Raw genomic sequence first — 26,191 nt, 5'->3', positions numbered from 1 at the left:
ACGGCTCCTAATTACTTGCGTGCAGCCACGACTTCGGCTGGTTGAACGATGTTCTCTGCGGCCTTGTTCGACCAGGAATTGCGCGTGTAAGTGATCACTGCGGCAATTTCCGTGTCGGACAGCTGTTTCCATGCCGGCATTTCAGCGGGATACTTGCCGCTCTTTTGCCCGTTCAGCAAGACGTGGATCTGATCCGCTTTCGGGCCGTTCACCACGGCCGAGCCATCCAGCGGCGCAAACGCACCGGGCACGCCCTTGCCGGTCGCCTGGTGGCAGACCACGCAGTTGGCCGCATACACTTTCTCGCCCTTGACCTTCAATTCATCGATGGTCCACACCTTGCTTGGATCATCGGCCAATGCGGCCATTTCCTTTTGTTTTACATCAACCCAGGCCTTGTAGTCCTCGTTGGATACGACCTTGACGACGATGGGCATGAATGCATGTTCCTTGCCGCACAGCTCGGCGCAATTGCCGCGGAAGGTGCCGATATGGTCGGCCTTGAACCAGGTGTCGCGCACGAAACCGGGAATCGCATCTTGCTTGACGCCAAAGGCGGGCACGGACCAGGCGTGGATGACGTCGTTGGCCGTCAGCACCACGCGGATCTTCTTGTTGACCGGCACGACAACTTCATTGTCGACTTCGATCAGGTAGTTTTCGCCCCGTTTTTCCGTCGGCGGCGCGCCCGGCGCACCCACTTGCGAGCGCGGCGTGGCCAGGTTGGAGAGGAAGGAAATGCCTTCGCCCTCGCCTTTCAGGTAGTCATAGCCCCATTTCCACTGCATGCCGGTGGCCTTGATGGTGATGTCGGCGTTCGAGGTGTCCTTCATGCCGACGACGGTGCGCGTGGCAGGCAGGGCCATGCCGATGACGATCAGGAAAGGCACGACGGTCCAGGCGATCTCGACGGTGGTGCTTTCGTGGAAGGTGGCCGGCTTGTGGCCCAGGGACTTGCGGTGCTTGAAGATGGAATAGAACATGACGCCGAACACGGCCACGAAGATCACCAGGCAGATGATCATCATCAGGGTGTGCAAATCGTAGATTTCATGGGCGATCTGTGTCGCCGGCGGTTGCAGATTCATTTCGAACGGCACGGGACCGCCGGTGCCGGGATAGGTGCCGGCAGCCGGTGCCGCCGTGGCCCATCGCCCGATGCCAAACGCTGTCAAAGACAGCCCGAGCAGCAACGATTGAAGTCGCTTTGCATGTGTCATGTTTTCCCCAACCACCCAAAAATAATGATATTTTAAACGGCTGCGGACTTCTCCGTACTGGACCGCTGCCGCTCCTCCATGAAAGCAACACGGCCGGAATGCGGCCATGTGCGTCAAGCACCAGCGAATTCCATGCTGGCTGCGGCAGCAAAAACGGCGGCGCGCAACCATGCTGGAACCCTGTTTTTCTTCCCCACACTGAAATGGCCTCGTGTGGAAGATGGTTACTATACTAATGCAGTAACTTCGAATTAGTCTTGCTTTGTTTTTTTTATTTTGTATGCAGCCCTTGTTTTTTTCAATTAGCAAGCTGACAAACAATCAACGATTATAATCAAGTAAACTTGAATCCATCAAGCAATAATCGGCTTTGTGCGCGCCCGTCTCCCGGCCGCCGCGCGCTTTGCAACGCCAAGCTGCCACATCGTGCGCGAATGCGACCAAGTGTCGGTTTCTTTGCCCTTTTATTTAGGCTTGCGCGGCAGATCGAAGCGGATGATGGCTTCGCCATTGCGCGTCACGCGCGGCGCGGGACGGAAGGCGTGGCCATAGATCACTTCGAAACTCAGGCCCAGCTTGCCATCGGGACGGCGCCTCTTTTCCAGCGCGTCGAGCATGCGCTGCCAGGCCGCCTTGCCCATCAGGCCGCGCCGGCGCGTGGTCAGCGGGTTGCCGCCGAAGGCGCGCACGTCCGCCAGCAGTTTTTCCGCCGTATCGTAGGTGACGGTGATGATCTCCATGTCCAGCACGGGCGTGGAAAAGCCCGTCTCGACGAGCATGTCGCCAAAGTCGTGCATGTCGACGAAGGGCAAGGCGTGCGGATACAAATCGGCCTCGGCGAAGGCGTCGCGCACTTCGCGGAAGGTGTCGGGGCCGAAACAGGAAAACATCAGCAAGCCATCGAGGCGCAGCGCGCGCCGCCATTCGGCAAACACGCGGTCGGGCTGGGCATGCCAGTGCAGCGCCAGGTTGGACCACACGAGGTCGATGCTGCCCTGCGCCAGCGGCAGGTCGCCCAGGTCGCCGCACAATAAATCCACGCCCGCCTTGGCCGGCAAGAGTTTGCTGAGGAACTGGTTCAGGCTGGCCAGTTTCGACGCGGGCGCGCGCGCCGCCTGCATCATCGCTTGCGCTGCATCGAGACCGATAATCTGCGCTGCGGGATAATCCTTTTGCAACTGTGCCAGATCCGCGCCGGGACCGCAGCCGGCGTCAAGCACACGGTGCGGCGTGATTTTCACCAGCTCCAGGCGCTCGTGCATGCGTGCCGACACTTCGCGGCGCAGGAAGTCCGACGGCGCGACGCGCGCGGGACGGGAAAAGAAATCGCGTACTTGCACCGCATCGATGGGCGCACTCATTTTGGGTGGATTGGCGGGAACTGGCATGTTGAAACCGGTGAGGTGAGATAATGTCGGCAGTGTACATGGAACGACGCCATCGCGATGCGGACCGCCACCCGGCACCGCCTTGACGCCGCCTGGCAGGCGCTGCGGCTGTGGCTGGGCGCCACGGTGCTGCCGGCCCAGTGCGCGCTGTGCGGCATGGGCTGCCCGCAAGTGCTGTGTTCGCCTTGCCGCGCGCAGTACCTGGGGCAAGGACGCGGGCAACTGCGCCACCGCTGCCGCCAGTGCGCCAATCCGCTCGCTGATATTGAGGTGGCGCAGCTGTGCGGGCGCTGTTTGCGCCAGCGGCCCGCGTATGACGCCACCGTCACGGCGTTCGACTATGCGGCGCCCGTCGACCAGTTGCTGCTGCAGCTGAAATTCGGCGCGCGCCTGGCGCTGGCGCCCCTGTTGGCAGAACTGTTGTATGTTGCCATTCAGCAACAACAAGCGTGGGAAGCGCCGCAACTGCTGTGCCCGGTGCCGCTGGGCCCGGCCCGTCTGGCCGAGCGGGGTTTTAACCAGGCGCTGGAAGTTGCCCGTCCGCTGGCGCGCCTGCTGGACGTGCCTTTACAGCCCCGCCTGGCGCTGCGCGTGCGCGAAACCCGGGCGCAAAGCGGCGTGGCGCCGCAGGAACGGCAAGCCAACCTGGCGCACGCGTTCGCCATCGCGCCCGAACATGGGGCGCTATTGCAAGGATGCCATGTGGGCATCGTCGACGACGTGATGAGCAGCGGCCACACCGTCAACGCGCTGGCCACCGCCTGCAAGAGCGCAGGCGCGGCCAGGGTCAGCATCCTGGTCGTGGCGCGCACGCCGCCGCATTAAATTCGCTGTATATATTAGAGATAGACCAAGGAGAGCATTTTGTTTCACGTTGTTTTGGTAGAACCTGAAATCCCGCCCAATACGGGCAACGTCATCCGCCTGTGCGCGAACACGGGCGCGCAGCTGCACCTGGTCGAACCGCTGGGCTTTCCGCTCGACGATGCCAAGATGAAGCGCGCCGGCCTCGATTACCACGATTACGCCAACATGAAGGTGCACAAGAACTGGGCAGCGTTCCTGGCCGACACCCAGCCCGACCCGGCCCGCATGTTCGCCATGACGACGCGCGGCTCGCGCCCGTTCGGCGACGTGGCCTTCTTGCCCGGCGACGTGTTCGTGTTCGGCTCGGAAACGAAAGGCCTGGACCCGGCCCTGCGCGACGGTTTTCCGGCAGAGCAACGCATCCGCCTGCCCATGCGCCCGGACAACCGCAGTTTGAATCTGTCGAATACGGTGGCCGTCGTCGTCTACGAGGCGTGGCGCCAGCATGGATACGCCGGCGGCGCGTAGCTGACACCTCACCCAGTCTACTGTGCGGCGCGCTTTGCGGCCGGCGATGCTCACGCTACTAAAGTAGCGCTGCGCTTCTCGGCCACAAATCATCGCCGCTCGCTACGACTGGATGAGATGTTGATACTCCTGCAATCTCCCTTTACCGCTGCGCCAATTGCCGCGCCGCGCCGCTATTGTCGTCCAGCATCACCAGCTGCGTGCGCAAGTCGCGCGTGGCGGCCAGCTTGCCGTTCACGTACAGATTCGTCTTGACGCCGTACACGCCTTGCGACACGCCGGGCGGCAAGGTCAGCTCGAACGAGTTTTCAAAGCGCCCGCCCGATTTGTTGTTGCTGGCCAGGGCTTTCGAGCCGGACTTGAACGGCTGGCCTTGCGGATCGAGCACCACCAGTTCTTCGCGCACGTCGTTGACGCTTTGCGCGCTGCCGTTGACCAGCTCCACCACCGAATTGACCTTGAACGGCTGGCCGCGCTTGACGGTCGACGCACTCAGCTGCGGGGTGTACGACACCACTTGCGGCTCGCGCGGCAGCGCGCCGCGCGCGCGGATGTAGTCGCGGTCCGCCTGCGCCGCCGTCTTGGTCTGGCGCGAATTGACATTGATGGCCAGGCAACCGGCCGCCGCCAGGCCGCCGCCGATGGCGGCCCCTTTCAGCGCGCCATTCTTGCCGCCCGCCAGCGCACCCAGCAATGCCCCCACGGCCGCGCCGGCAGCGGCCGTCGCGCCCACGCTGCACGGGTCCTCATCCGTGGCCGCCTGGGCACCACCTTGCGGGTAGGAACTGTCCTGCCGCACGCCGTTCGGACTCATCGGCGCCGTGGCGCAACCGGCCAGCATGGCCGCGATGGTCAGCGCCGCGGCCGCGCGCAAGGTGGTGTGATTCAGCATGGTGACTCTCCAGATGACTAATTGATCGTTGTTTCCGTCTGCAACACTTGCCGTTCGCGCTCGCGGATGCGGCGTGACAGATTGTCGATGCGCGCATTGCCCGGATCGACGCGGCGCGCGCTTTCCAGATACGTCTTGGCCGCATCGAACTTACCTTCCAGCAAAGAACGCTCGGCATCGCGCAAGAACGCTTGCGCCATCTCGTTGCGCATGGCCGCGCCGCTGTCGACGGGCGCCGTTTCCTGCGGGCGGCGTTCGGCCACCGCTGAACGTTCGACCGCGCGCGCAGGCGCCGGTTCCGTGGGCACGACGCGGGCCGGTGCCGTTTCCAACGGCGCCGGGACCGGTGCAGCGACGGACGCCGGCGCCGACAGCGCCTGCACCTCGGCCCTCAACTGCGGCAACTCCGCCGCTTCGCGGTCGATGGCTTCCAGCCTGGCGATGCCATTGCGCGCTGCCGTGGCATCCTTGCCATCGAGCGCCTGGCGCACGCCGACCAGCACGGACGCGGCTGCCGCCTGCTGGCGCGCCAGCTGCTTGCGCAGGGAGTCCACGCTGGAGGCGCCCGCGCAATCGGCGTCGAGCGCGGCGATGCCCCTTGCGGCGCTTTGCAATTGATGACCATCAATACTGCGCTCGATGGCGCGCACGCCGCGCTGGCAACTGCCCGATGCGGCGCCGGCCTTGCCGATCGCCGCCTGCAGATCGTCGGCCTTGGCGCTGGACTTGCCCGTGCATACATTCTTTGCCGTCGCCAGCTTTTGCCGGGCGCCGTCCAGGCTGCCATTTGCCACCAGTTTCAAGCCGCTGTCGATGGCGTCGTTGCACGCCGATTCATTCTTGCCGCCCGGCTTGCCATTCATGTAGACGATGACGGCCGCCAGCACGGCGGCGGCGCCCAGCCAGCGCAGCCATTTGCGCGGCGGTGGCGGTGGTACCGGTGTTGCCGGGGCAGGCGCCGGTGGAAGCACAGGCGCGGGCTTCGGCGCGGCCTGCGGCGGCTTGGGTGGCGGTACTGGCGCCGGCTTCGGCGGCGCTTTCGGCGCAGGCGCAGGCGTCACCGGCACGGGCGGCGGCTTGGGCGCAGGTGGCGGCGCTACCGGCGCAGGCACCGGCATGGGCGTGGGGACGGGCAGCGGCGGCGGCACGGCCGCAGCTGGCTTGGCCGCGCCAGCCATGGCGTGACCGCAGTACGGGCAATGGCTGACAACGGTCCACAGGCCCGTCTTGCATTTGTTGCAGATATCCAAAACTAATCCTTCATTCCAACGTCATTCCAGCGTTCACAACGGCGGCGGCATCAACGGTGGCGGCGCGCCGAGGAACAGAGGCGCCAGTTCGGGGAACTGGGCCAGGTCGGCCCAGGCCGGCAAACCTGCGCGCCACACCTTGGTGGTGGCCGGCACAACCTGCCCCGCCTGCACGTACTGCACGATCTGCTGGGCCGTGAACGGTCCCTGCTGCTGGCCGTTGATGCCCAGGAAATACTGGTACTCCACCAGCGGCGGCGGCATGCCGCCCAGCGGTGGCGGTGCCATGCCGAAAACGGCCGTCGCCGGCGCAGCCGCCGCGCCGGCCGGACGCAGCAATTGCTCCAGGCGGCCCGCTTCCAGCATTTCCGGCTTGATCGCATACTTCAGGCGCGGCTGGCCGTCCGCTTCCGGCTCGCGCACTTCCCAGTCGTAGGCATCGCCGTCGGAGTCGCCGATGACGTTCGCCCACTCCTTCAGCCGTCCCAGCAAGGCTTGCACCGTGCGGTCGAGCTCATCGCTGGCCATGCCCTTGCGGCGCGCCGACTCGCGCAGGCGCGTGCCCACTTCGGCGGAAATGGCGCTGCCAAAGCCGATGTAGGGCAGCTGCGAGCCATCGGCCTGCGCCACCAGCTTGGGCGCATACACGCCCCGCTCATAGTATTTTGCCAGCGCCGCCATGGCCGCCGTCTGCACGGCGTCAAGTGCCGTCAATTTTTCTTCGATGCGCAGGGCGATATTTTTCTCGTACGAGGCGGGCATGCCGTTCTGGCGGATGGCCCGTTCGTTGCCGATGCGGCGCAAGTCGCCCGGTTCGACGGCGAACTGGTACTGGCCCGGCGGCACGACTCTGCCCGTGTGGCGCGTCAGCACGCCCAGCATGATCGCTTGCAGGAACTCGCCGAAGTCTTCCGCCAGGCGCTTCATCTCGTCCGTGTTCGGCGCGATCGGGTGCGTAAATTGCGTTGGATCAATGTGCGTGTGGGTCGGCGCCTTGTCGTTGTCGCCTTCCTTGCGGTAACTGGTGCGCCAGCCTTCCAGCCCGCGCAGCACCGTCATCGGCACGCCGGCCAGCTCGCAATAGCAGACGGCGCGCCCGCGGATGCCCGTCTCGACGATTTCCAGCTGGCTCACCGTGATGCCCACCTGGGTCGGCACGCACGATTCGAGCTCGGCGCCGAACTTCGCCTTGAAGGCAGCCGCGTTGGCCACGCCGATCACGCACTTGAACTGGTCCGACACGACCGTGAAGTCGCCCGCCATGTTGGCGTCGATCCACGGCATGGAGCAGGCCAGCAGCTTGCGGAAGCGGTCCAGGCGTTCGGATACATCCATCTGTTCCAGCGCCTCGAACAGGGGGTCGGGCGTGCTCGTCGCACCTTCTGTCAGGCCCGCCGTGGCGATCATGTTTTCCGCCATGCGCGTCACCTTGGCCAGGATCAAACCGCGCTGCGCCGGTTCGGCCAACATGGGGAACAGGGCTTTCGAGCCGCCCATGTCCTTGAACGCTTCATCGGCCCACTGGCGCAAGGTGGCCGCCGAGGGCAGCGCAATGTCTTTTTCCGTGACGGGAATGACGATCAGGGTCGCGTGTTCCTTGTCCAGGTCCTTTTGCAGGATGGTATTGGCCGTTTTGAGTTCCGCCAGCATGGCCAGCACGCCTTCGCGACCCGTTTGCAGCTCGCCCACCAGGCCATTCCACTGCGCGCGGCCTTGCGCATCGACGCCGACCCGGTTGCCCAGCCAGCGCGACAGCTCGCCCAGCAGGAGGACGGACTCGTCCGCCGCCTTGGCCCGCAGATGGAATTTCAGCGCATTGGCCATTTCCGTGCGCAAATGATCCATCACCACGCCCGCCTGCTTTTCGCCATTGCTGAGGAAGCCGAAGGTGCTGCGCGTCTGCTCCAGGTTGTTCAACAGGCGCTCGTATTCGCGCGAACGCACGGCTTCCTTGATTTCGCGGTAGCGCTCGGCATTGTTGCCGATCTGCGCCGTCAAGCCGCTGCCCGGCGCCTCGATGCGGTCCTTGATCTGCTCCACCAGCGACAGCACGTACTCCAGGCCGCCGAATTCTTTATTGTCAAGATAGCCATACAGCTGGTCGCGCACGACTTTCTTGACGTCTTCCAGCACTTCGCGGCGGCGCTTGCTGATGCGGTCTTCCGTCGTGTCGGCCGTGGAATCCTGGTCGCGCACGGCGTCGCGTTCCAGGTGCTTCATGGCGTCGCGCACCTGCGCCGGCCATTCGCTGCGGTCGAAACCCGTGCGGATATCGTTGATGCGCGTATTGACCCGGTTTTCCACGCCGGCCAGCAAGTGGCCGTGGCGGTCTTCCAGCAATTCGTCGACGACGCGGAAATCGATGAAGTCGCCGCTGGAGCGCTTCAGCTCGATGCTCTTGTCGGAAAACTCGGGGAAATCGCTGAACGGCGTGCCCTTCAGGAACATATTGGCAGCGAGGAAATTATCGCGTTGCGTATCCGTGGCGCGGTTGGCGCCCGCATCCGTGCCGCCCACGCCAAAGAATGCTTGCAGCATGGCGCCGGCCCAGCGGTGGGCCCGCTCGTCGCGCGCCGCTTCCTGGCGCGTATCGAGCACGGCCATGCCGAACGAGGAAAAGCGCTTCGAGAAATACAAACGCATGTCGCCGAAGCGGTCTTGCGGCACGGGCGCGTTGTACAGCGAGTTCTTGTGCTGCGCCTGGTTGACGGCGATCGAGCGCTTGGCGCGGGCGAAATCGGCCGAGGCGAAATCCTCGAACAGGGAATCGGCCACCATGTGGTAGACGTCGCTGACATCCTTGGTGTGCTGCTGGGCAAGATTGCCCGAATCGATCAGGTAAACCTCGCTGTACGGTTCGCGCGTCAGTTCCGGGCGGTCATACGCATCCCAGCGGCCCACATAGCCCTTGTTGCCCATCATCGCCGATTCCAGCTCCATCAGCGCCGCGTAACCGTTGGCCTCGACCCGGTCCTTGTTGGCCTTGGTGTAGCCGGTCGGCAAGAACAGCATCAGCTCGACGTCGGCCGCGCCCACTTCGCTGCGCGCCAGCCAGCGCGCCAGCAAGCCCATGTCCAGGAAGGAGCCGGAACCCGTGCCGCCCGCGACGGAACCGACGATGACGATGCGGAAACGGTTCGTTTCCATGCGCAAGCCCAGCTCGGCCAGTTGGCGCTCATGCGACAGGCCCGCCTTCAGCGCTTTCAATTTCAAGCGGATCTTGTCGCGGATCTTCGCGTATTTGTCGAAGAAATACAGGCGCGAGACGGCGCGGATCTGGCCGGCGCCGCTGCTCATGTCGAAACGCAACTCGCGGATGCGCTGCGGCGTCAGCGGCAGCCATTCCTTGATGTGCGGATATTTCTCCAGGGAATCTTCATCACGGCTGTACTTGTCCATGTCGAACGACTCGACCACCTTGTCATCATCCGTGAACTTCACCTGGTCGAACTGCAAGTCCTTCGCCTGCGACTCGCCGCTTTCGATCACGGCGCCATTGTCGAGGTCGAAATGGATGAATTGCGCGATGGGAAAGTCGGCCAAGCCCTCGATGCGCGTGCGGTTGCCCGCGCCGCCCCACAGGGTATTGAGGATGCGCCGGCGCACGCGCATCAGCACTTGCATGCCCGTGCCGCCGATGCCGATGAACAGGGTCGGGCGCAGTTCGATGATCTTGTCCTGCTTGCGCTCGCTGGCGCCGCCGGTGATGGTTTGGTTCAGGTTCTCTGCCATGGTGATTCCTTCGATGATGCGTGCAACGGCGTGTTCTTAGCGGCGGCTGGAAGTAAAGGTCAACAAGAGTGCAACGAGGCCCACCAGCACCAGCGGTCCCATGAACAGTGGCGCAAGGAATTTATGCGCATTCACGGCGGCCAGCACGACGCCCGTCGCCAGGCTGGCCAGGAAGATGAACAGCCACCAGCCCGAGGCATTGGCCTTGTTCGGCGGCACGCGCTTGGCCACCAGGCCATTCGCATAGGCATTCTTGGCAAAGAAAAAGGCGATGAACAGCAGCAACAGCACGACGCCGCCGACCAGGGTGTCGCGCGACGAAGTATCGGTCGTGCTGACAGGATCGAGCGCGGGCGCAGCTTCGGTCGTGGCCGTGGTGGCTGCACTGGCCGCCGGTGCGTCTGCGGCCGGTGGCGCGGATGCGGGGGCCGGCAGGGTAAAACCGCTGTTGTCTTTGGGAGTCTCTTGCGCCATGGTATGCCTCTGGTGGATTTGAATAGTTTAAAAGGAAATCGTTATCAGGCCAGGCTCAGGGTATGGCCTTCGGCCACGCGCACGACGACAGGCTTGCCCAGGCCGCGCTTGAGTTCGCCAATGTCGCGGCCGTCATCATCGCGGATCTGCACGCTTTTGAACGGTTTTAACAACACTTGCCGCTGCACGCCGTCGGCCATCACCTTGTAGCGCGTGGCGCGCGTGCCCAGCAAGCCCAGCGCCAGCAAACCCGTCACGAGCGCCAGCACGCCGCCGAGGATCACCAGCACGGGCAGCAGCGGATACTGGATGCGCACCAGCAGTGGGATCGTCGCCTGCGACGCGCGCACGCTGTCGGGCGGCGTAAACATGCCGGAAATCGGGTCGCCGGGGAACAGTTCCTGCAAATCCTTGCCGAAACTGGACGCCAGCGCCAGCCGCTGTTCCGACAGGCCGACTTGCGCCTGCATCGGCAGCATCACCTGCTTGCCCATGGCGGCGATCGCCTGCGCCGACCACGGCGACGGAATCTGCGCCATCGGCAACGCGAACTGTACCTGCACGGACTGGCTGGCGCCCGGCTGCAGCTGGCGGATTTGATCTGGCGCAACGTGCAGCGGCGCGTTCTGGCCCGCCAGGCTGGCGTGCACCTTGGCGCTGTCGATCACGTACGGGAAAAACATGTTTTGCAAGGACGCCTGCAGCACCACTTGCGGCACCAGGTTCGCCGCATCGACGTCGAGCACGATGGTGCGCCCGTCGCGGCCCAGGCTGGCGTGCACGTTGGCGCTGTTCTTGACGGATTGCGGCACGATGCGCACGGCATCCTGGTCCACCGGTTTCAATCGCGCGGGCGGACGCGTCAGCACTTGCGACAGCCGCCCTTCGGCCAGGATACGGTTCAAGGCCTCGGATGCGGGCTGGCCATACGCGAGCGCATACACCATCAAGCCCTTGGCGCTGTACAGCTTGCCCTGTACGGGCATGCGCAGCGGAAACACCACCGTCTTGGTGATCGACGGTTCCAGGTGCAGCAGGCGGTAAAAGTCGCGGTTGCGCTCGGCCGTCTGGCTGTCGTTGTTCGGGCTGTTCTTGTTATTCGTAAAAATCCACACGATGCCGGACGCGGACTGGAACGGGCCCGTGATGGTTTTTGTCACGGCTTCCTGGAAATCCGTGTCGGCCAGCGCGCCGCCGGCGCCCTTGCGCGCCAGGCCGAGACTGGCCAGCTGGCCCGCCACGCCGGCGCCGCCCTGCCCTTGCCCCAGCAGCGACGGCGACACGTGCGCGCCGCTGCTCTGGCTGAAGGCCAGGGTGTACACTTTATCGGACGGGTTTGTAGCGGCCTGCGCCACCGCGCCCACCAGGGCTTTCAGCTGGGAATGCTCATCCGTGTAAAACGGCTCCATCCAGCCCGAATTTTGCACGAGGAACGCTTGCTGGATGCCGGCCGCGTGCGCAGCGGCAGCGCTGAAAAACGCGGCGCAAGCCACGGTCAGTAAGCGCGCCTTCATGCCTGCAAGGCCCAGCCATCGATACGCGACAGCAGCGGGTGGTAAGCCCACAGCGTACCTTCATGCACAAACAGGCGCACGCGCCACGGTTCGCTGACGGCAAAGGTATGGAACACGTTTTCGCGCAATTCGTCGTCCTGCACCAGCTGTGCCGCCAGGCGATCGCTCGAGCGCAGCACGCTCGACAGGCCGGCGCTGGTGGCAAACTTCACGCCGAAGACGCTGTTGCCGGCATTCGATTCCAGCAGCGGCATCACGGCCTGGTTCTTGCCGCCATCGTCGCCGTGTTCCGGCTCTTCCCACGGCGCCGTTTTCAACTTGGCGGCGAAGCGGTAATTGAAGCTGCCCGAGCACAGGCGCGGCGCCAGCGCGTCGGCCCGTTCGGACTGCGCGCCCAGTTTCACGTAGACATAGGTGCCGCGGCTGCGCTCGAAGCACAACTGCCACAGGCCGCCGTCGCGCGACACGTACGGGCTGCCGAACTCGAAATGCGGCACCAGCCCTTCTGGCCAGGGGGTGAACGAGGCGGCAACGTTGCCGTCCGGCTGCAGTTGCAGCCGGAGCTGGCCGTTGGCGCAGGGCCACACGGCCATGCGGTTGTAGGCGACGGGCGCGCTGACGGCGCCCAGGTCAAACAGGCCGTCGAGCAGCACGTCGCTGCCCGGCTTTTGTTGCGCATCAAGGTTGACGAAGCGGATGCGGCCATCGTCGTCGCGCAGCGGCGCCCACAAACGGCTCTGGAACCAGACGGGCGCGGCCGCGCACGGCGCGCCGCCCACGTGCTCGACCACATAGGTCAGCGACGGCACGTCGGGACGGATGCAGGCCAGGCCATGGCTGGTCGGCAAGACCAGCACGCTATTGAACTCCGGCACCAGCTCGGCGCGCCAGGCGCCGTGGGCCAGGTCCGATTCGGCCAGCAAGCTGCCATAGTCGGGGTCCAGCGCCAGCCAGCGCTTCGAGGCGGGCAGCCAGGCGTGCAAGACGGCCTTGCGCGGGTCGAGCGCCAGCAGCGCGGGCGCGCTGGTGCCGAACTGGGCGGAAAAGAATTCGTATTCGCCGGGCGGCGGCATGGGCAGCGAGACGTCGGCCTGCGCATGCTCTTCGCGCGCGCGCTGGTCCGCCAGTTTCAGGGGCGCGCTGGCCTGGCGCAAGCCGGCCGGGCCGGTTGGCGGCACGTCGCTGACGGGAGATGCGCCGTAGGGCGGCACCCAGGGCGGCGTAGCGGACGTAGCGGGCGGCACTTGCAAGGCCGCGCCCGAGGCGGGGTCGAACGCAAATTCGGGCGGAAACTGCCGCACGGGCGCACCGGCCGCTGCGGGCAGGCGCCGCGCATGCATCAGCTTGCCGATATCGGCATGGCTCACCAAGGGCGAGACATTCTGGCCGTCCGCGCTGCGCTGCATGGTCCACGCGCCCTCGTCATCCACGTGCCAGGCGCCGGAGGGCAGTGGCCAATCCCCAGAAGTTTTATGATCCATTTATTTTCTATGACTAGCAATGCATTTCAGACGGTGTAACGTGCTGGGGCTGACGCAACGAGGTCGCAGCCCTGGCAGTTCTCATAGTAACGTCTTTTTATCTGTATGGAAACATTGACGAGCTTCCTCAGCCTTGCTGCGTCCGCACTTTCGTCAACAGCTTGGTGGTCGAACGGTCATGCTCGAAATCGATGGCCACGGCCTGGCCGCCGTACGCCAGCACGGCCTTGCCTTCGGGAATGGCCGCCATGTCGTAGTCGCCGCCCTTGGCATAGATTTCCGGTGCGATCTCCTGCACCACTTCCAGGGCGCTGTCTTCCGAGAACGGCACGACCAGGCTCACCGCTTCCAGCGCGGCCAGCACGGCCATGCGGTCTTCGCAGCTGTTCAGGGGACGGTCGTCGCCCTTGCCCAGGCGTTTCACCGAGGCATCGGTATTCACGGCAACGATCAGCGAGGCGCCCAGCGCGCGCGCCTGCGCCAGGTACGTCACGTGGCCGCGGTGCAAAATGTCGAACACGCCGTTCGTCACCACCACCGGTTTCGGCAGGGCCGCGGCGCGGGCGCGCAGTTCGTCACGGCCGCACAGTTTGTTTTCAAAATCAGGCATGGATATCTCTGGTTGGGTTAAATGGGGTCACGCTATGGTCGTACTCAGGCGTGGCTATCGCCTTGGATGCCGCCGGCATCCCGGCGCCAGGCATCGATCAGGGCCACGACGGCCGGTTCCAGGGTCTCTTCGGCGATGCGATCTTGCCGGTAGTAAATCATCAGCGCATACACGCCGGCCAGGCGGCTGACGGGCGGCGACAGCGCATATTCATTGCCGCGCGCCGGTTGCCTGGCACGCCAGTAATTAATCGCCGCTTCCAGCGCCTGCATCCGCAGTTCCATCGCCGTCTCCTTCCGCCGCCCGGTCCCGCATTATAGGGGGCGATCCGCTACAATACGCCATCGGCGCCACAGTTTCATGTTTGCGCCACCTTTCATTCATTGCAAGTAAGTACTTCCTGTGTTTCAATCAACCTATGACACTGACTGAACTGAAATATATCGTTGCAGTCGCGCGAGCGAAGCACTTCGGCCACGCCGCCGAAGCCTGCTTCGTTGCCCAGCCCACCCTGTCAGTGGCCATCAAGAAACTCGAAGACGAATTGGGCGTGGTCCTGTTCGAACGGGGCGGCGCGGAAATCTCCGTCACGCCCCTGGGCGCGCAAATCATTGCGCAAGCCGAGCGCGTGCTGGAACAGACGGCCGCCATCAAGGAACTCGCCAAGCAAAACAAGGACCCGCTGGCCGGCCCCCTGCGTCTGGGCGTGATCTACACGATCGGCCCCTACCTGCTGCCGCCCCTGGTCAAGGCCATGATAGACCAGGTACCGCAGATGCCTTTGATCTTGCAGGAAAACTTCACGGTTCGCCTGCTCGAATTGCTGCGCCAGGGCGAGCTGGACGTGGCCATCATGGCCCTGCCCCTGCCCGAGCACGGCATGGCCATGCAGGAACTGTATGACGAACCGTTCGTCGTCGCCATGCCGCGCCAGCATCCATGGACGGCGCGCGACAAAATCGCCGCGCAAGACCTGAAATCGGAAACCATGCTGCTGCTGGGCAATGGCCACTGTTTCCGCGACCAGGTGCTGGAAGTGTGCCCCGAAATGGCGCGTTTTTCCTCGCCCGGCAACGGCATGCAGCGCACGTTTGAGGGTTCCTCGCTGGAAACCATCCGCCACATGGTGGCCAGCGGCATCGGCCTGACCGTCTTGCCGCGCGCCTCCGTCGCCAATATGCACGCCACCGACGGCATGCTCGAATACCGGCCCTTCGCCGCCCCCGTGCCATCGCGCCGCGTGGTCATGCTGTGGCGCAAGAGTTTTACGCGCAAGGCCGCCATCGACGCCCTGTGCGCGGCCATTGCCAGCTGCAACTTGCCTGGCATTACGCCGCTGTGCGAGGACGAAGACTAGCGCCCCAGGCGCAAAATAGTACATTTACATACTATTTGCGATAATCGACCTTTCTCTTCAACAAGATCGAGTCTTCCATGAACAAGCTGGCGCTGTATTTCCGCCTGATACGGCTGGACAAGCCTATCGGTACCGTATTGCTGCTGTGGCCTACCCTGTGCGCGCTGTGGCTGGCGCAGCAGGGCGTGCCGGACTGGCGGCTGCTGCTCATCTTTACCCTCGGCACTTTCCTGATGCGCTCGGCAGGCTGCGCCATCAACGACTACGCCGACCAGGATATCGACAAATTCGTCAAGCGCACGGCCGAGCGTCCCATCACCAGCGGACGCATCAGCGGCAAGGAAGCGCTGGCCGTGGCCGGCGTGCTGACCGTGCTGGCCTTTTGCCTGATCCTGCCCCTCAACGCGCTGACCAAGCAATTGTCGGTGGCCGCCGTCATCATCGCCGGCACCTATCCCTATTTCAAGCGTTTCTTTGCGATTCCGCAAGCGTATCTCGGTATCGCCTTCGGCTTCGGCATTCCCATGGGCTTTGCCGCCATCACGGATGCCGTGCCCGCCGTCGCCTGGCTGCTGCTGCTGGGCAATGTCTTCTGGGCCGTGGCCTACGATACGGAATACGCGATGGTCGACCGCGATGACGACTTGAAGATCGGCATCAAGACCTCGGCCATCACCTTTGGCCGCTACGACGTGGCCATCGTCATGGCCTGCTATGCCGTTTTCCTGCTGCTGTGGCTGGCATGCGGCTGGTATCTGGGCTTGCGTTACTGGTTCGTCGCGGGCCTGCTGGTGGCGGCCGGCTGCGCCGTTTATCACTACACCTTGATCCGCGCACGCGAGCGTATGCCGTGTTTTGCGGCATTCCGGCATAATAACTGGCTAGGAGCGGCGGTATTTGCGGGCGTGGTACTGGACTTTGCTTTCCGTTAAGCAATGACCTTTGCGCCGCGGTAGCCCTTGAGGCGGCGCAAGACAAGCCTGGCCGCAGCTGCCTACACTGGTATTTCACTGTGCAGTTTCACTTCCATGAGGTAATACATGAGCTCGATACATACCGGAAAATCCAGCAGCGACAGCATCCTCGCCGACGCCGACAAGGCCCGCGACAAACTGGTCGGCGACTTGAAGACCGTCATCGATGAAGCGGAAGGCTGGCTCGATGGCGCCAAGGATCAGACGGGCGAGAGTGTCAAAGCCGTCAAGGACAAGTTCATCGCCACCCTGGAAACGGCCAAGAAAGACTTGATCAAGCTGGAAGAAGACTTGCTCGAACGTACCAAGAAGGCGGCCAAGGCCACCGACGAATACGTGCAGGACAATCCATGGAAAGCCGTGGGTGCGGGCGCCGTCGTGGGCGTGCTGTTCGGTCTGCTGCTTTCCTCGTCACGCCGCTAGTAGTAGGAGTACCGACGGCATTCGCCGTCTCCTGACGCGAAAGGCAGCATATGGCTATCGTGCACCATGTCGCCCAAGTCGCAGCGACCCTCGCCGCCATCGTCCAGACCCGTCTGGCCCTGGCGGCCGTGGAAATGGAAGAAGAGTCGCTGCGCTTCCTGTCCTATCTGGCGCTGGCCATGCTGGCACTGTTGTGCCTGTTTGTCGGCCTGGTCTTGATCGTGTTCCTCGTCATCGTGCTGTTCTGGGATACGCACCGCATCGCCGCCATCGCCATCACGGCCGCCGTCTTCATCGTCGCCGCCATCGCCACCCTGCTGGGCGTGCGCGCCAGTTTCCGCAGCAAGCCGAAACTGCTTTCTTTTACACTTTCCGAACTGAACAAAGACCTGGACGAGCTGCAATTGCTGGCGCGCCGGGGATCGGAGCGGCCATGACCACGCACCCCACCAAATTGTCCAGCGTCCACACGGCCGCCAGCCTGGCGCAGCGGCGCGACGCGCTGCTGGCCGAATGCGCGCTGCAGCGCCTGGCCCTGGGCGTGCAGACGCGCCAGTTGCTGGAACCGCTGACGGGCGGCAATCTGCGCCACACCCTGGCCACGCGTTTCAAAATTCCCCTGATGGTGGGCGGCGCCGTGCTGGGCCTGGCATTGGTGCGTCCGCGCCGCATCCTGCCGCTGCTGCGGGCCAGCGGCGCGCTGCTCAAGCACGCCACCACCGCCATGCCCGTCTTGCTGGCGCTGGCGCAACGTTTCAGCAAGAAAGAAACGCCGTCATAAAATATTTTGACCTGGCTGCATCCAAATGGCAGACCCATGCGTAGTAATGGTATCAACCAGCCGGTTGAGCCAACTACCAGGAGTTCGCCATGCTTGCCTTCACCACCCCACGCCACGCCGTTCCCGCCCTCGCTGTGCTGGGCGCCGCCCTGCTGCTGAGCGCTTGCGCCCCCATGAGCGCGCGCTATTCGCAAGAACAATTACCGAACGCCGTCAAGGTGCCCGATGGCCACCAGGTGGCCATGCAAACGGTGGGCGTGGGCAAGATCGCCTACGAATGCAAGACCAAGAAAGACATGACGGGGCATGAATGGGTTTTCGTGGGACCGGACGCGGCCTTGAACGACCGCGGCGGCATGCAAGTGGGCACGTATGTCGGTCCACCGGCCACCTGGGCCAGCCTGGACGGTTCGAAAGTGACGGCGACGCAAGTGGCCGTGGCACCGGCCGGCGCGGGCAATATCCCGTACCAGCTGGTAAAGGCCAATCCGGCCACGGGCAGCGGCGCCATGCAGGGTGTCAGCTACATCCAGCGCGTGGCCACCAGCGGCGGCGTGGCGCCAAGCAGCCCCTGCGGCATGGAATCCATCGGCGCCAAACAATGGGTGCCCTACCAGGCCGACTACATTTTCTGGAAGGCCGCATAACTACACCTATCAAAACCTGCTGCGCGTCGGGATAGGCGGCATGCGATGCTCACCGTACCTTCGTACGGTTGCGCTTCTTAGCCACCTCTCCCTTCCGCTCGCTACGGTTTTGTTAGGTGTTGTAAAACATGGAGGCAACGGTTGGCAAGCAGGTTTCTGGCCTATACTCGGTATTGAAAACTTGCCAACCGTTTATTCCTGACAATTGCGTTCTGACGATTGCGCCGACCTTGCCAACGCTAGCCACTCCGTTCGATTACGATGCCGCCCTGCGCGCCTGCGCCAGGGGCGAGCAGCAGGCATTGCACGGCCTGTACCAGCAGGAAAGCCGCTACCTGCTGGGCGTGGCCTTGCGCATCGTGCGCCAGCGGGCCTTGGCCGAAGACGTGCTGCACGACGCCTTCCTGAATATCTGGCGCCGCGCCGGCAGTTTCGATGCCACGCGCGGCAGCGGCAAGGGCTGGATCTATGTGGTGGTGCGGCACCAGGCGCTGGACGTGGCGCGCGCCCGCGCCCATGAAGTAGCGGCCGACGAGGATACCGTGGAAAACCTGCTGCACGAACGCCACAGCCACGATGCGGGCGAGGCCTATGCCGACCAGGCGAACCTGGGCAAGCTGCACGATTGCCTCGGCCACCTGGACGAATCCAAACGCAACAGCATTCTGTACGCTTACGTCGATGGCTGTTCCCACAGCGAAATCGCGCAGCGCCTGCAAGCGCCGCTGGGGACCGTCAAGGCCTGGGTCAAGCGGGGCCTGGCCGCCTTGCGGGAGTGCATGGGATGATCAACGGCGACGAGGAATTGCACAGGCTGGCCAGCGAATACGTGCTGGGCACCCTGGAGCTGGCCGAACGCGCGGAAGTGGAACAGCGCTTGCCGCGCGACGAAGCCTTGCGCGACGCCGTCGATGCCTGGGAACGGCGCTTGCTGCCCTTGACGACCCTGGCGCCAGCCGAAACGCCCTCGGCGCAACTGTGGCCGCGCATCAGCGCCAGCCTGTTTACGCCTGCAGCCGTGCGGCAGGCGGGCGGCTGGCAGGCGTGGTGGAACAGTCTGGCGTTCTGGCGAATGCTGGCGGGTGGCGGCTTGGCGGCCACGGCCGCGCTGGCCGTGCTGGTCAGCGTGCAACTGCAAACACCCAGCGGACCCGGCTACCTGGTGGTGCTGGTGGCGCCGCAAGACAAATCGCCGGGCTGGATCGTGCAGGCGGGCGGACGCGGCGGCAAGAACCGCGACCTGAGCCTGATCCCGCTGGGACCGACCAGCGTGCCGCAGCAAAAGGCCCTGCAATTCTGGACCAAGGGCAAGGACTGGGGCGCGCCCGTCTCGCTGGGCCTGGTCAAGCCGGGGCAAAGCCTCAAGTTGACATTGGACAAGCTACCGCCGCTGCAGCCGGAGCAACTGTTTGAAATCACGCTGGAACCGGCAACGGGCTCGCCCACGGGCCGGCCGACGGGACCGGTTTTATACATCGGCCGCGCCGTCAAGGTCATGTAATTATTTGACCACTTATTTTCCCAGCTCGTCTCCCATCTCGCGCCCCCGCTGCGCGGCCGCCTTGATGCCCTTGACGATGGCCGCCTTCACGCCGCTCTCTTCCATGCTGGTCAATGCTGCATAGGTCGTGCCGCCCTTCGACGTGACCCGCTCGCGCAGCAAGGACACGGGTTCGCTGGAATTGGCCGCCAGCTGCGCCGCGCCCGTAAACGTGGCAATCGCCAGCTGCGTGCCCTGCTCCGGCGTCAGACCCAGCTCAGCGGCCGCCTGCTGCATCGCTTCGATAAAGTAAAACACATAGGCGGGACCGCTGCCGGACACGGCCGTCACAGGGTCGATCTTCGCTTCGTCATCGAGCCAGACGGTCTGGCCGACGGCGCGCAGGATGGCGTCCGCCGTTTTTTTCTGTTCTGCGCTGACGCCGCCGCTGGCCACCATGCCCGTGATGCCCATGCCGATCAGGGCCGGCGTGTTCGGCATGCAGCGCACGATGGCAGGGTAATCGCCGAGCCAGCGCGACAGGTCGGCCGCGCGGATGCCGGCCGCGATCGACAGGATCAATGGCGCACTGTCGCCGTCGAGGAAAGGCAGCAGCTGCGCCGCCACGTCGCGCATGCTTTGCGGTTTCACGGCCAGCACGATCACGTCCACGCCGCGCAGCGCGTCGCCGGCGGCGGAAGCCGTCGTCACGCCGAATTGCGCCTGCAGTTTTTCCAGCGCGGGCGCATGCGGGTCAATCACGTGGATGTTGCCGCCCAGGGTCAATTTACCCGCCAGGCCGGCGATCAGGGCCGCGGCCATGTTGCCGCCGCCTACAAAGGCGATATTCAATTCTGTCGTCATGGCTATGCTTTCTATCAATCAGTTAAGAGTAAGTGCGGGAACCGAAGATGGCGCTGCCCACGCGCACGATGGTGGCGCCTTCCAGCACGGCGGCGCGCAAGTCGGCCGACATGCCCATCGACAAGGTATCGAGCGCCAGGCCGTCCGCCTGCAATTGGTCGTACAACGCGCGCACTTGCGCAAACGCAAAGCGCTGGCGCTTGACATCCGTTTCCGGCTCGGGAATGGCCATCAAGCCGCGCAAGCGCAAACGGGGCAGTTGCGCCACGGCATGCGCCAGCGCCGGCAATTCAGCCGGCGTCACGCCGCTCTTGCTGGCTTCGCCGCTGATATTGACTTGCAGGCAGATATTCAGGTCCGGCAAGCCGGCCGGGCGCTGCTCGGACAGGCGGGCGGCGATCTTTTCCCGTTCCACCGTGTGCACCCAGTCGAAGTGTTCGGCGATGGGGCGCGTCTTGTTGCTCTGGATGGGGCCGATGAAGTGCCAGGCGGGTGCGCCTTGCGGCAGCGCAAGCTTGACGGCGGCGATCTTGTCGAGTGCTTCCTGCAGGTAATTTTCGCCAAACGCCGCCTGGCCCGCGCGCATGGCTGCCAGCACGGCATCCGCGCCGAAGGTTTTTGACACGGCCAGCAGGGTCACGTCGGCCGGCGCGCGCTGCGCGTCAGCGGCGGCCTGCGCAATACTGTCGCGCACGGCTTGCAAGTTCTGTTCGATTGTGGACATAATCATTTTCTAGTGTATAGGGGCGGCGGCACGGTGCGCCAGCCCATCAATGCAGGCACAGGGATTATAAATGGACATCTCCGAACTTCTCGCTTTCTCCGTCAGCAACAAGGCTTCCGACCTGCACCTGTCTTCCGGCCTGCCGCCGATGATACGGGTCAATGGCGACGTGCGCCGCCTCAACGTGGCCCCGCTCGAGCACAAGGAAGTGCACAGCATGATCTACGACATCATGAACGACAGCCAGCGCAAGGCGTATGAAGAAGCGCTGGAATGCGATTTCTCGTTCGAGATTCCCGGCCTGGCGCGCTTCCGCGTGAACGCCTACAACCAGGAACGCGGCGCCTCGGCCGTGCTGCGCACGATTCCCTCGAAGGTGCTGACCCTGGAAGAGCTGAACGCGCCGCGCATCTTCGGCGAACTGGCCATGCGCCCGCGGGGACTCGTGCTGGTGACGGGCCCGACGGGTTCCGGCAAGTCGACCACCCTGGCGGCGATGGTCAACCACGTCAATGAACGGCTGAACCACCATATATTGACCATCGAAGACCCGATCGAATTCGTGCATGAACCGAAAAAATGCCTGATCAACCAGCGCGAAGTGGGCTCGCACACGCACTCGTTCAGCAACGCGCTGCGCTCGGCCCTGCGCGAAGACCCGGATGTGATTCTGGTGGGCGAATTGCGCGACCTGGAAACCATCCGCCTGGCCTTGACGGCGGCCGAGACGGGCCACCTGGTGTTCGGCACCCTGCACACCTCGTCGGCGGCGAAATCGATCGACCGCATCATCGACGTCTTCCCCGCCGAGGAAAAGGAAATGGTGCGCGCCATGCTGTCCGAATCCTTGCAAGCCGTCATTTCGCAAAACTTGCTCAAAACCAAGGACGGCGCGGGCCGCGTGGCCGCCCATGAAATCATGCTGGCCACGCCGGCCGTACGCAACCTGATCCGCGAAGCGAAAGTGGCGCAAATGTATTCGGCCATCCAGACGGGCAGCAACGTGGGCATGCAGACCCTGGACCAGTGCCTCACCGACCTGGTGCGGCGCGGCACGATCTCGGCGGAAACGGCCCGCTCGGCCGCCAAGGCGCCTGAAAACTTCCCAGGATAAGCCATGCAGACGACGCACGAACACTATGGCGCCATGCACGCGCTGCTGGCGCAGATGCACGCACGGGGCGGCTCCGACCTGTTCATCACGGCCGGCTTTCCCGCCGCCATCAAGCTCGACGGCAAGCTGACGCCGCTGGTAGAAGCCCCGCTCGATGCGGCCCAGGCGGCCGGCTACGTGCGCGCCGTCATGAACGAGCGCCAGGCGGCCGAGTTCGAGTCCAGCCGCGAAGCCAATTTCGCCATCAGCCCGGAGGGGCTCGGGCGTTTCCGCGTATCCGCCTTCATGCAGATGGGCCAGGCAGGCATGGTCTTGCGGTTGATCAATACCGCCATCCCCAGCCTCGCTGGGCTCGGTTTACCCGCCATCCTGCAAGACGTGGTGATGAGCAAGCGCGGCCTCGTCATCATGGTGGGCGCCACGGGCTGCGGCAAGTCGACCACCCTGGCGGCCATGGTGGGCCACCGCAACGCCCACAGCCACGGCCACATCATCACCATCGAAGACCCCGTGGAATTCATCCATCCGCACGGCAACTGCATCGTCACCCAGCGCGAAGTGGGCGTCGATACGGACGACTGGGCCACGGCCCTGAAAAACACCCTGCGCCAGGCGCCCGACGTGATCCAGATCGGAGAGATACGCGACCGCGACACCATGGACCACGCCATCGCGTTTGCCGAAACGGGCCATCTGTGCCTGGCGACCTTGCACGCGAACAACGCCAACCAGGCGCTGGACCGCATCATCAATTTCTTCCCCGAAGAGCGGCGCCAGCAGTTGCTGATGGATCTGTCGCTGAATCTGAAGGGCATGATTTCGCAACGCTTGATTCCCAACAAGGATGGCGGCGGACGCCAGGCGGCGCTGGAAATCCTGCTCAATTCGCCGCTGATGAGCGACCTGATCTTCAAGGGCCAGGTGCACGAGATCAAGGAATTGATGAAAAAATCGCGCGAGCATGGCATGCAGACTTTCGACCAGGCCCTGTTCGACCTGCACGAGGCGGGCGCCATCAGCTATGAAGACGCGCTGCGCAATGCGGACTCCGTCAACGACCTGCGCCTGACGATCAAGCTCAAGGGCGCAGCGGCGCCGGAAGCGGCACCACCCTCAAATGCCACCAGACTGGGACTCCTCTGACATGACCAGCATCCACGATTTCCAGGCCGAGGCGCTGGACGGCACGCCGATCGACCTGGCGCGCTACAAGGGCAAGGTACTGCTGATCGTCAATACGGCCAGCGCCTGCGGCTTCACGCCGCAATACCAGGGGCTGGAAACGCTGTACCGCGAATTCCACGACCAGGGCCTGGTCGTGCTGGGTTTTCCCTGTAATCAATTCCGCCAGCAGGAGCCGGGTTCGAACGAGGAAATCGGCGCCTTTTGCGAAAAAAACTTCGGCGTCACCTTTCCCCTGTTTGCCAAGGTCGACGTAAATGGCCCGCATACCCATCCCGTCTTTGCCCAATTAAAACAGGCGGCGCCCGGCATATTGGGCACGCAATCGATCAAATGGAATTTCACCAAGTTTCTGGTGCGCAAGGATGGCAGCGTATTTCGCCGCTATGCGACGGCCAGCAAGCCGGCCAGCCTGGCGGCCGACATACGGCAATTGCTACAAGAGTAGAAGCACGATACTTTGATTTAAGACAACAATCATGCGAAATCAATAAAACTGTATTTATTTCATGCTTGATATCAATATTGTGTTTCAAATAGCAAATATCGGTGATAATGTTTACATAATTATTCGCAGATATCGATCATAAAACGATGCCAGTCTTTGGGAAAATATTATCTTCATGGATGCGGATGGGCAGTTATTCCCGCCTCTTCATCCCTATTACCTTCCTGATACTCGCCGTTTCCGCCTTTCGCTATCACGCCCTGCTCGGGACGGAAACGGCGCTGGCCAATGCCCGCTACCAGAGCGAAGCCCGGCAACTCGACCTGTTCCTTGCCAATAGCGTGCTGCCGCTGGCCGTGCATACGGACCGGCATGCGATGCACGACAGCGTGCGGCAAGTGCTGCGCAGCGCCCTGCCGCTGAACCGCAGCCTCGCCGCCATGCGCTGGGATACGGCTGGCGCGCATGTTGAAGTGCTGGCCGACAACAAGCTGAGCGACACGCTGGCCGACGGCGTGCCGGCGTGGTTTGCACGCCTGGCGGGCATGGCGGCCATCCGCAGCCGCCTGACGGTGGCGCTGCCGGATGGCGGCGACGGCATCCTCGACGTGCATTACACGCCCGGCCTGCCGCTGGCGCAGGTATGGCAAAGGGTGCGCGGGCAGGCCGTCCTCAGCACCATCAATATCGTCCTCGTCTTCCTCCTGCTGGGCTTGATCCTGGCGTCGCACCGCAAGCTGCTGGCGCGGCTCGTGCAGGCGACCGACCGCTTCCGCGATGGCAACTTCGCCGTGCGCCTGGCGGCCGGCGCCACGCCCGAAGCGCAAGCCGTGTCGCAGTCGTTCAACGGCATGGCCGGCGATATCGAAGAACTGCTGACCTCGCTCAAGACCAGCCAGCGCCAGCTGGGCGAGCAGTTGAACGAAACCGTGCACATGCAGCAGGCGCTGCAAAAGCTGTCATGGCAAAACTACAATGACGTGCTGACGGGTTTGCCCAACCGCGCCGCGCTGGCCGCCCGCTTCGAACAGGAGCTGTTCCTGGCGCGCGAACGCCAGCGCCTGCTGGCCGTCTGCCTGTTCGACCTCGACCATTTCCAGGCCATCAACGACCGCTACGGCGCCGAAGCGGGCGATGAAATCCTCAAGCAGGTGGCTGGCCGCCTGCACGGCTTTACGGGCCAGATCCACTACGCGGCGCGCCTGGGCGGCGATGAATTCGTCCTGCTGCTGTGCGGCCAGGCCAGCATCGCCAGCATCGAACAGAACATCACGCAATTGCTGCAGGAACTGAGCCGCCCCTACCAGGGCGACCAGCAGACGCTGCACGTGACGGCCAGCGTCGGCATCGCCGTCTACGCGGGCAAGGACTTGAATACGGAAAGCCTGCTGCGCCACGCCGACCACGCCGTCTACCAGGCGAAATTGACGGGGCGCAACCAGTACCACTTCTTCGACACCAACCTCGATGAAGAAGTACGCACCCACCACAATCAGCGCACGGAAGTGCGCCAGGCCCTGATCAATGGCGAACTGCGGCTGTACTACCAGCCCAAGGTGAACATGCGCGCCGGCACGGTGGTGGGCATGGAGGCGCTGCTGCGCTGGCAGCACCCGCGCCGCGGCGTGCTGGCGCCCGCGCAATTCCTGCCGCTGGTGGAACAGACGGATTTGATCATCGACATCGGCGAATGGGTGCTGCGCCAGGCCCTGTGGCAGATGCAGCGCTGGGTGGCTTGCGGCAAGCACTGGGTCGTCAGCGTAAATATCGCGGCGCGCCACTTCCAGCAACCGGATTTCGTTTCGCGTCTGGAAACCATCCTCGGCGAATTTCCCGGCGTGCGCGCCAGCATGCTGGAACTGGAAATCCTCGAATCGTCGGCCCTGCACGACATCGAAGACGTGCGCCGCATCATCCGCGCCTGCCAGGCGCTGGGCATCACCTTCGCGCTCGACGATTTCGGCACCGGCTACTCGTCGATGTCATATTTAAAACGCCTGCCGGCGAACATCGTCAAGATCGACCAGAGCTTCGTGCGCAACATGCTCAACGACCGCGACGACCTGCACCTGGTGCGCGCCGTCATCGGCCTGGCCCGCTCCTTCAGCCTGACGGTGATCGCCGAAGGCGTGGAAAGCGTCGAGCATGGCGCGCGATTGATCCAGCTGGGCTGCGATCTGGCGCAAGGCTACGGCATCGCCCGCCCCATGCCGGCCGACGCCGTGCTGGAATGGGCCGACAATTTCATCCCGGCGCCGCAATGGCGCATCGCGCAGTACAGCGAAAGCCCCGTGTAAACAC

At 63.9% G+C, this 26,191-nt stretch carries 26 protein-coding genes; 14 read left to right on the top strand and 12 right to left on the bottom strand.

All coding sequences use genetic code 11. The features are described 5' to 3' along the window. Positions 1-11: 11 nt before the first annotated feature. Positions 12-1,220 (bottom strand): cytochrome c oxidase subunit II, encoded by a 1,209-nt coding sequence (coxB, locus tag BZG29_RS05355; protein ID WP_077399729.1) that lies wholly within the window; start codon positions 1,218-1,220, stop codon positions 12-14. A 464-nt stretch (positions 1,221-1,684) separates the two neighbouring features. Further along, positions 1,685-2,581 carry a methyltransferase domain-containing protein gene (locus BZG29_RS05350; RefSeq protein WP_077399726.1) on the bottom strand — a complete coding sequence of 299 codons (897 nt, stop codon included), beginning with the start codon at positions 2,579-2,581 and terminating at the stop codon, positions 1,685-1,687. An 84-nt stretch (positions 2,582-2,665) separates the two neighbouring features. Here BZG29_RS05350 and BZG29_RS05345 point away from each other — a divergent pair, with 84 nt between their 5' ends. Together BZG29_RS05345 and trmL are read left to right on the top strand one after the other, a co-directional pair. Further along, positions 2,666-3,433, top strand: a complete 768-nt coding sequence (locus BZG29_RS05345) for a ComF family protein (RefSeq protein WP_077399723.1) — start codon at positions 2,666-2,668, stop codon at positions 3,431-3,433. Positions 3,434-3,472: 39 nt separating this feature from the next. Beyond that, the gene (trmL, locus tag BZG29_RS05340) at positions 3,473-3,943 is read left to right on the top strand and encodes a tRNA (uridine(34)/cytosine(34)/5-carboxymethylaminomethyluridine(34)-2'-O)-methyltransferase TrmL (RefSeq protein ID WP_077399720.1); all 471 of its coding nucleotides are present in this window, start codon (positions 3,473-3,475) and stop codon (positions 3,941-3,943) included. 142 nt (positions 3,944-4,085) lie between these two features. Here trmL and BZG29_RS05335 read toward each other — a convergent pair whose 3' ends face one another. From BZG29_RS05335 to BZG29_RS05300, 8 genes are all read right to left on the bottom strand, one after another. Beyond that, entirely contained in the window at positions 4,086-4,835 is a 750-nt protein-coding gene (locus BZG29_RS05335) for a hypothetical protein (RefSeq protein ID WP_077399717.1), read from the bottom strand. 17 nt (positions 4,836-4,852) lie between these two features. After that, on the bottom strand, positions 4,853-6,085 hold the full coding sequence (locus BZG29_RS05330; protein WP_077399715.1) for a hypothetical protein: 1,233 nt from the start codon (positions 6,083-6,085) through the stop codon (positions 4,853-4,855). A 33-nt stretch (positions 6,086-6,118) separates the two neighbouring features. After that, positions 6,119-9,817 (bottom strand): tubulin-like doman-containing protein, encoded by a 3,699-nt coding sequence (locus tag BZG29_RS05325; protein WP_077399712.1) that lies wholly within the window; start codon positions 9,815-9,817, stop codon positions 6,119-6,121. A 36-nt stretch (positions 9,818-9,853) separates the two neighbouring features. Further along, positions 9,854-10,291: a hypothetical protein gene (locus tag BZG29_RS05320; RefSeq protein WP_077399709.1), complete on the bottom strand. Its 438-nt coding sequence runs from the start codon at positions 10,289-10,291 to the stop codon at positions 9,854-9,856. Between the two features lie 44 nt (positions 10,292-10,335). Beyond that, entirely contained in the window at positions 10,336-11,805 is a 1,470-nt protein-coding gene (locus tag BZG29_RS05315) for a hypothetical protein (RefSeq protein WP_077399706.1), read from the bottom strand. After that, on the bottom strand, positions 11,802-13,286 hold the full coding sequence (locus BZG29_RS05310) for a hypothetical protein (RefSeq protein WP_150130807.1): 1,485 nt from the start codon (positions 13,284-13,286) through the stop codon (positions 11,802-11,804). The genes BZG29_RS05315 and BZG29_RS05310 overlap by 4 nt, the downstream gene beginning before the upstream one ends. Positions 13,287-13,413: 127 nt before the next feature. After that, positions 13,414-13,896, bottom strand: coding sequence for a D-glycero-beta-D-manno-heptose 1-phosphate adenylyltransferase (rfaE2, locus tag BZG29_RS05305; protein WP_077399700.1), 483 nt, complete (start codon positions 13,894-13,896; stop codon positions 13,414-13,416). Between the two features lie 44 nt (positions 13,897-13,940). Next, positions 13,941-14,180, bottom strand: a complete 240-nt coding sequence (locus BZG29_RS05300; RefSeq protein WP_077399697.1) for a DUF3717 domain-containing protein — start codon at positions 14,178-14,180, stop codon at positions 13,941-13,943. Positions 14,181-14,314: 134 nt separating this feature from the next. Here BZG29_RS05300 and BZG29_RS05295 point away from each other — a divergent pair, with 134 nt between their 5' ends. The 8 genes from BZG29_RS05295 to BZG29_RS05260 all read left to right on the top strand — a co-directional run bounded on the left by BZG29_RS05295 (position 14,315) and on the right by BZG29_RS05260 (position 19,579). After that, complete coding sequence (locus tag BZG29_RS05295) at positions 14,315-15,253, top strand: hydrogen peroxide-inducible genes activator (RefSeq protein ID WP_077399694.1); 939 nt, start codon at positions 14,315-14,317, stop codon at positions 15,251-15,253. A 77-nt stretch (positions 15,254-15,330) separates the two neighbouring features. Beyond that, positions 15,331-16,185 (top strand): 4-hydroxybenzoate octaprenyltransferase, encoded by an 855-nt coding sequence (gene ubiA / locus BZG29_RS05290; protein ID WP_034784859.1) that lies wholly within the window; start codon positions 15,331-15,333, stop codon positions 16,183-16,185. A 108-nt stretch (positions 16,186-16,293) separates the two neighbouring features. Beyond that, positions 16,294-16,650, top strand: coding sequence for a DUF883 family protein (locus BZG29_RS05285; protein ID WP_077399691.1), 357 nt, complete (start codon positions 16,294-16,296; stop codon positions 16,648-16,650). A 50-nt stretch (positions 16,651-16,700) separates the two neighbouring features. Then, complete coding sequence (locus BZG29_RS05280; RefSeq protein ID WP_046683403.1) at positions 16,701-17,087, top strand: phage holin family protein; 387 nt, start codon at positions 16,701-16,703, stop codon at positions 17,085-17,087. Further along, a complete protein-coding gene (locus BZG29_RS05275) occupies positions 17,084-17,431 on the top strand; it encodes a hypothetical protein (protein WP_077399688.1) in 348 nt (115 codons plus the stop codon). The genes BZG29_RS05280 and BZG29_RS05275 overlap by 4 nt, the downstream gene beginning before the upstream one ends. An 89-nt stretch (positions 17,432-17,520) precedes the next feature. Next, a complete protein-coding gene (locus BZG29_RS05270; RefSeq protein WP_077399685.1) occupies positions 17,521-18,078 on the top strand; it encodes a DUF3455 domain-containing protein in 558 nt (185 codons plus the stop codon). A gap of 230 nt (positions 18,079-18,308) precedes the next feature. Beyond that, positions 18,309-18,866, top strand: a complete 558-nt coding sequence (locus tag BZG29_RS05265) for a sigma-70 family RNA polymerase sigma factor (protein ID WP_253192787.1) — start codon at positions 18,309-18,311, stop codon at positions 18,864-18,866. Then, a complete protein-coding gene (locus BZG29_RS05260) occupies positions 18,863-19,579 on the top strand; it encodes an anti-sigma factor (RefSeq protein ID WP_077399680.1) in 717 nt (238 codons plus the stop codon). Before BZG29_RS05265 ends, BZG29_RS05260 begins: the two co-directional genes overlap by 4 nt. Before the next feature lie 12 nt (positions 19,580-19,591). Here BZG29_RS05260 and proC read toward each other — a convergent pair whose 3' ends face one another. Beyond that, on the bottom strand, positions 19,592-20,422 hold the full coding sequence (gene proC / locus BZG29_RS05255) for a pyrroline-5-carboxylate reductase (RefSeq protein ID WP_077399676.1): 831 nt from the start codon (positions 20,420-20,422) through the stop codon (positions 19,592-19,594). 22 nt (positions 20,423-20,444) lie between these two features. Next, positions 20,445-21,146 carry a YggS family pyridoxal phosphate-dependent enzyme gene (locus tag BZG29_RS05250; RefSeq protein ID WP_077399672.1) on the bottom strand — a complete coding sequence of 234 codons (702 nt, stop codon included), beginning with the start codon at positions 21,144-21,146 and terminating at the stop codon, positions 20,445-20,447. Between the two features lie 70 nt (positions 21,147-21,216). On the opposite strand from BZG29_RS05250, the gene BZG29_RS05245 reads away from it, so the two are divergent. From BZG29_RS05245 to BZG29_RS05230, 4 genes are all read left to right on the top strand, one after another. Then, a complete protein-coding gene (locus BZG29_RS05245) occupies positions 21,217-22,260 on the top strand; it encodes a type IV pilus twitching motility protein PilT (RefSeq protein WP_070258779.1) in 1,044 nt (347 codons plus the stop codon). Positions 22,261-22,263: 3 nt separating this feature from the next. Continuing rightward, positions 22,264-23,403 (top strand): PilT/PilU family type 4a pilus ATPase, encoded by a 1,140-nt coding sequence (locus BZG29_RS05240; RefSeq protein WP_171984942.1) that lies wholly within the window; start codon positions 22,264-22,266, stop codon positions 23,401-23,403. Between the two features lies 1 nt (position 23,404). After that, the gene (locus BZG29_RS05235) at positions 23,405-23,890 is read left to right on the top strand and encodes a glutathione peroxidase (protein ID WP_077399669.1); all 486 of its coding nucleotides are present in this window, start codon (positions 23,405-23,407) and stop codon (positions 23,888-23,890) included. A gap of 185 nt (positions 23,891-24,075) precedes the next feature. Next, positions 24,076-26,187: an EAL domain-containing protein gene (locus BZG29_RS05230; protein ID WP_077399666.1), complete on the top strand. Its 2,112-nt coding sequence runs from the start codon at positions 24,076-24,078 to the stop codon at positions 26,185-26,187. Positions 26,188-26,191: the final 4 nt, after the last annotated feature.

The sequence above is a fragment of the Janthinobacterium sp. LM6 genome, assembly GCF_002002885.1.
Lineage (GTDB): Bacteria > Pseudomonadota > Gammaproteobacteria > Burkholderiales > Burkholderiaceae_D > Janthinobacterium > Janthinobacterium kumbetense.
The sequence above is the reverse complement of the archived record's forward strand: the minus strand, read 5'-3'. Positions and strand labels throughout refer to the sequence as shown.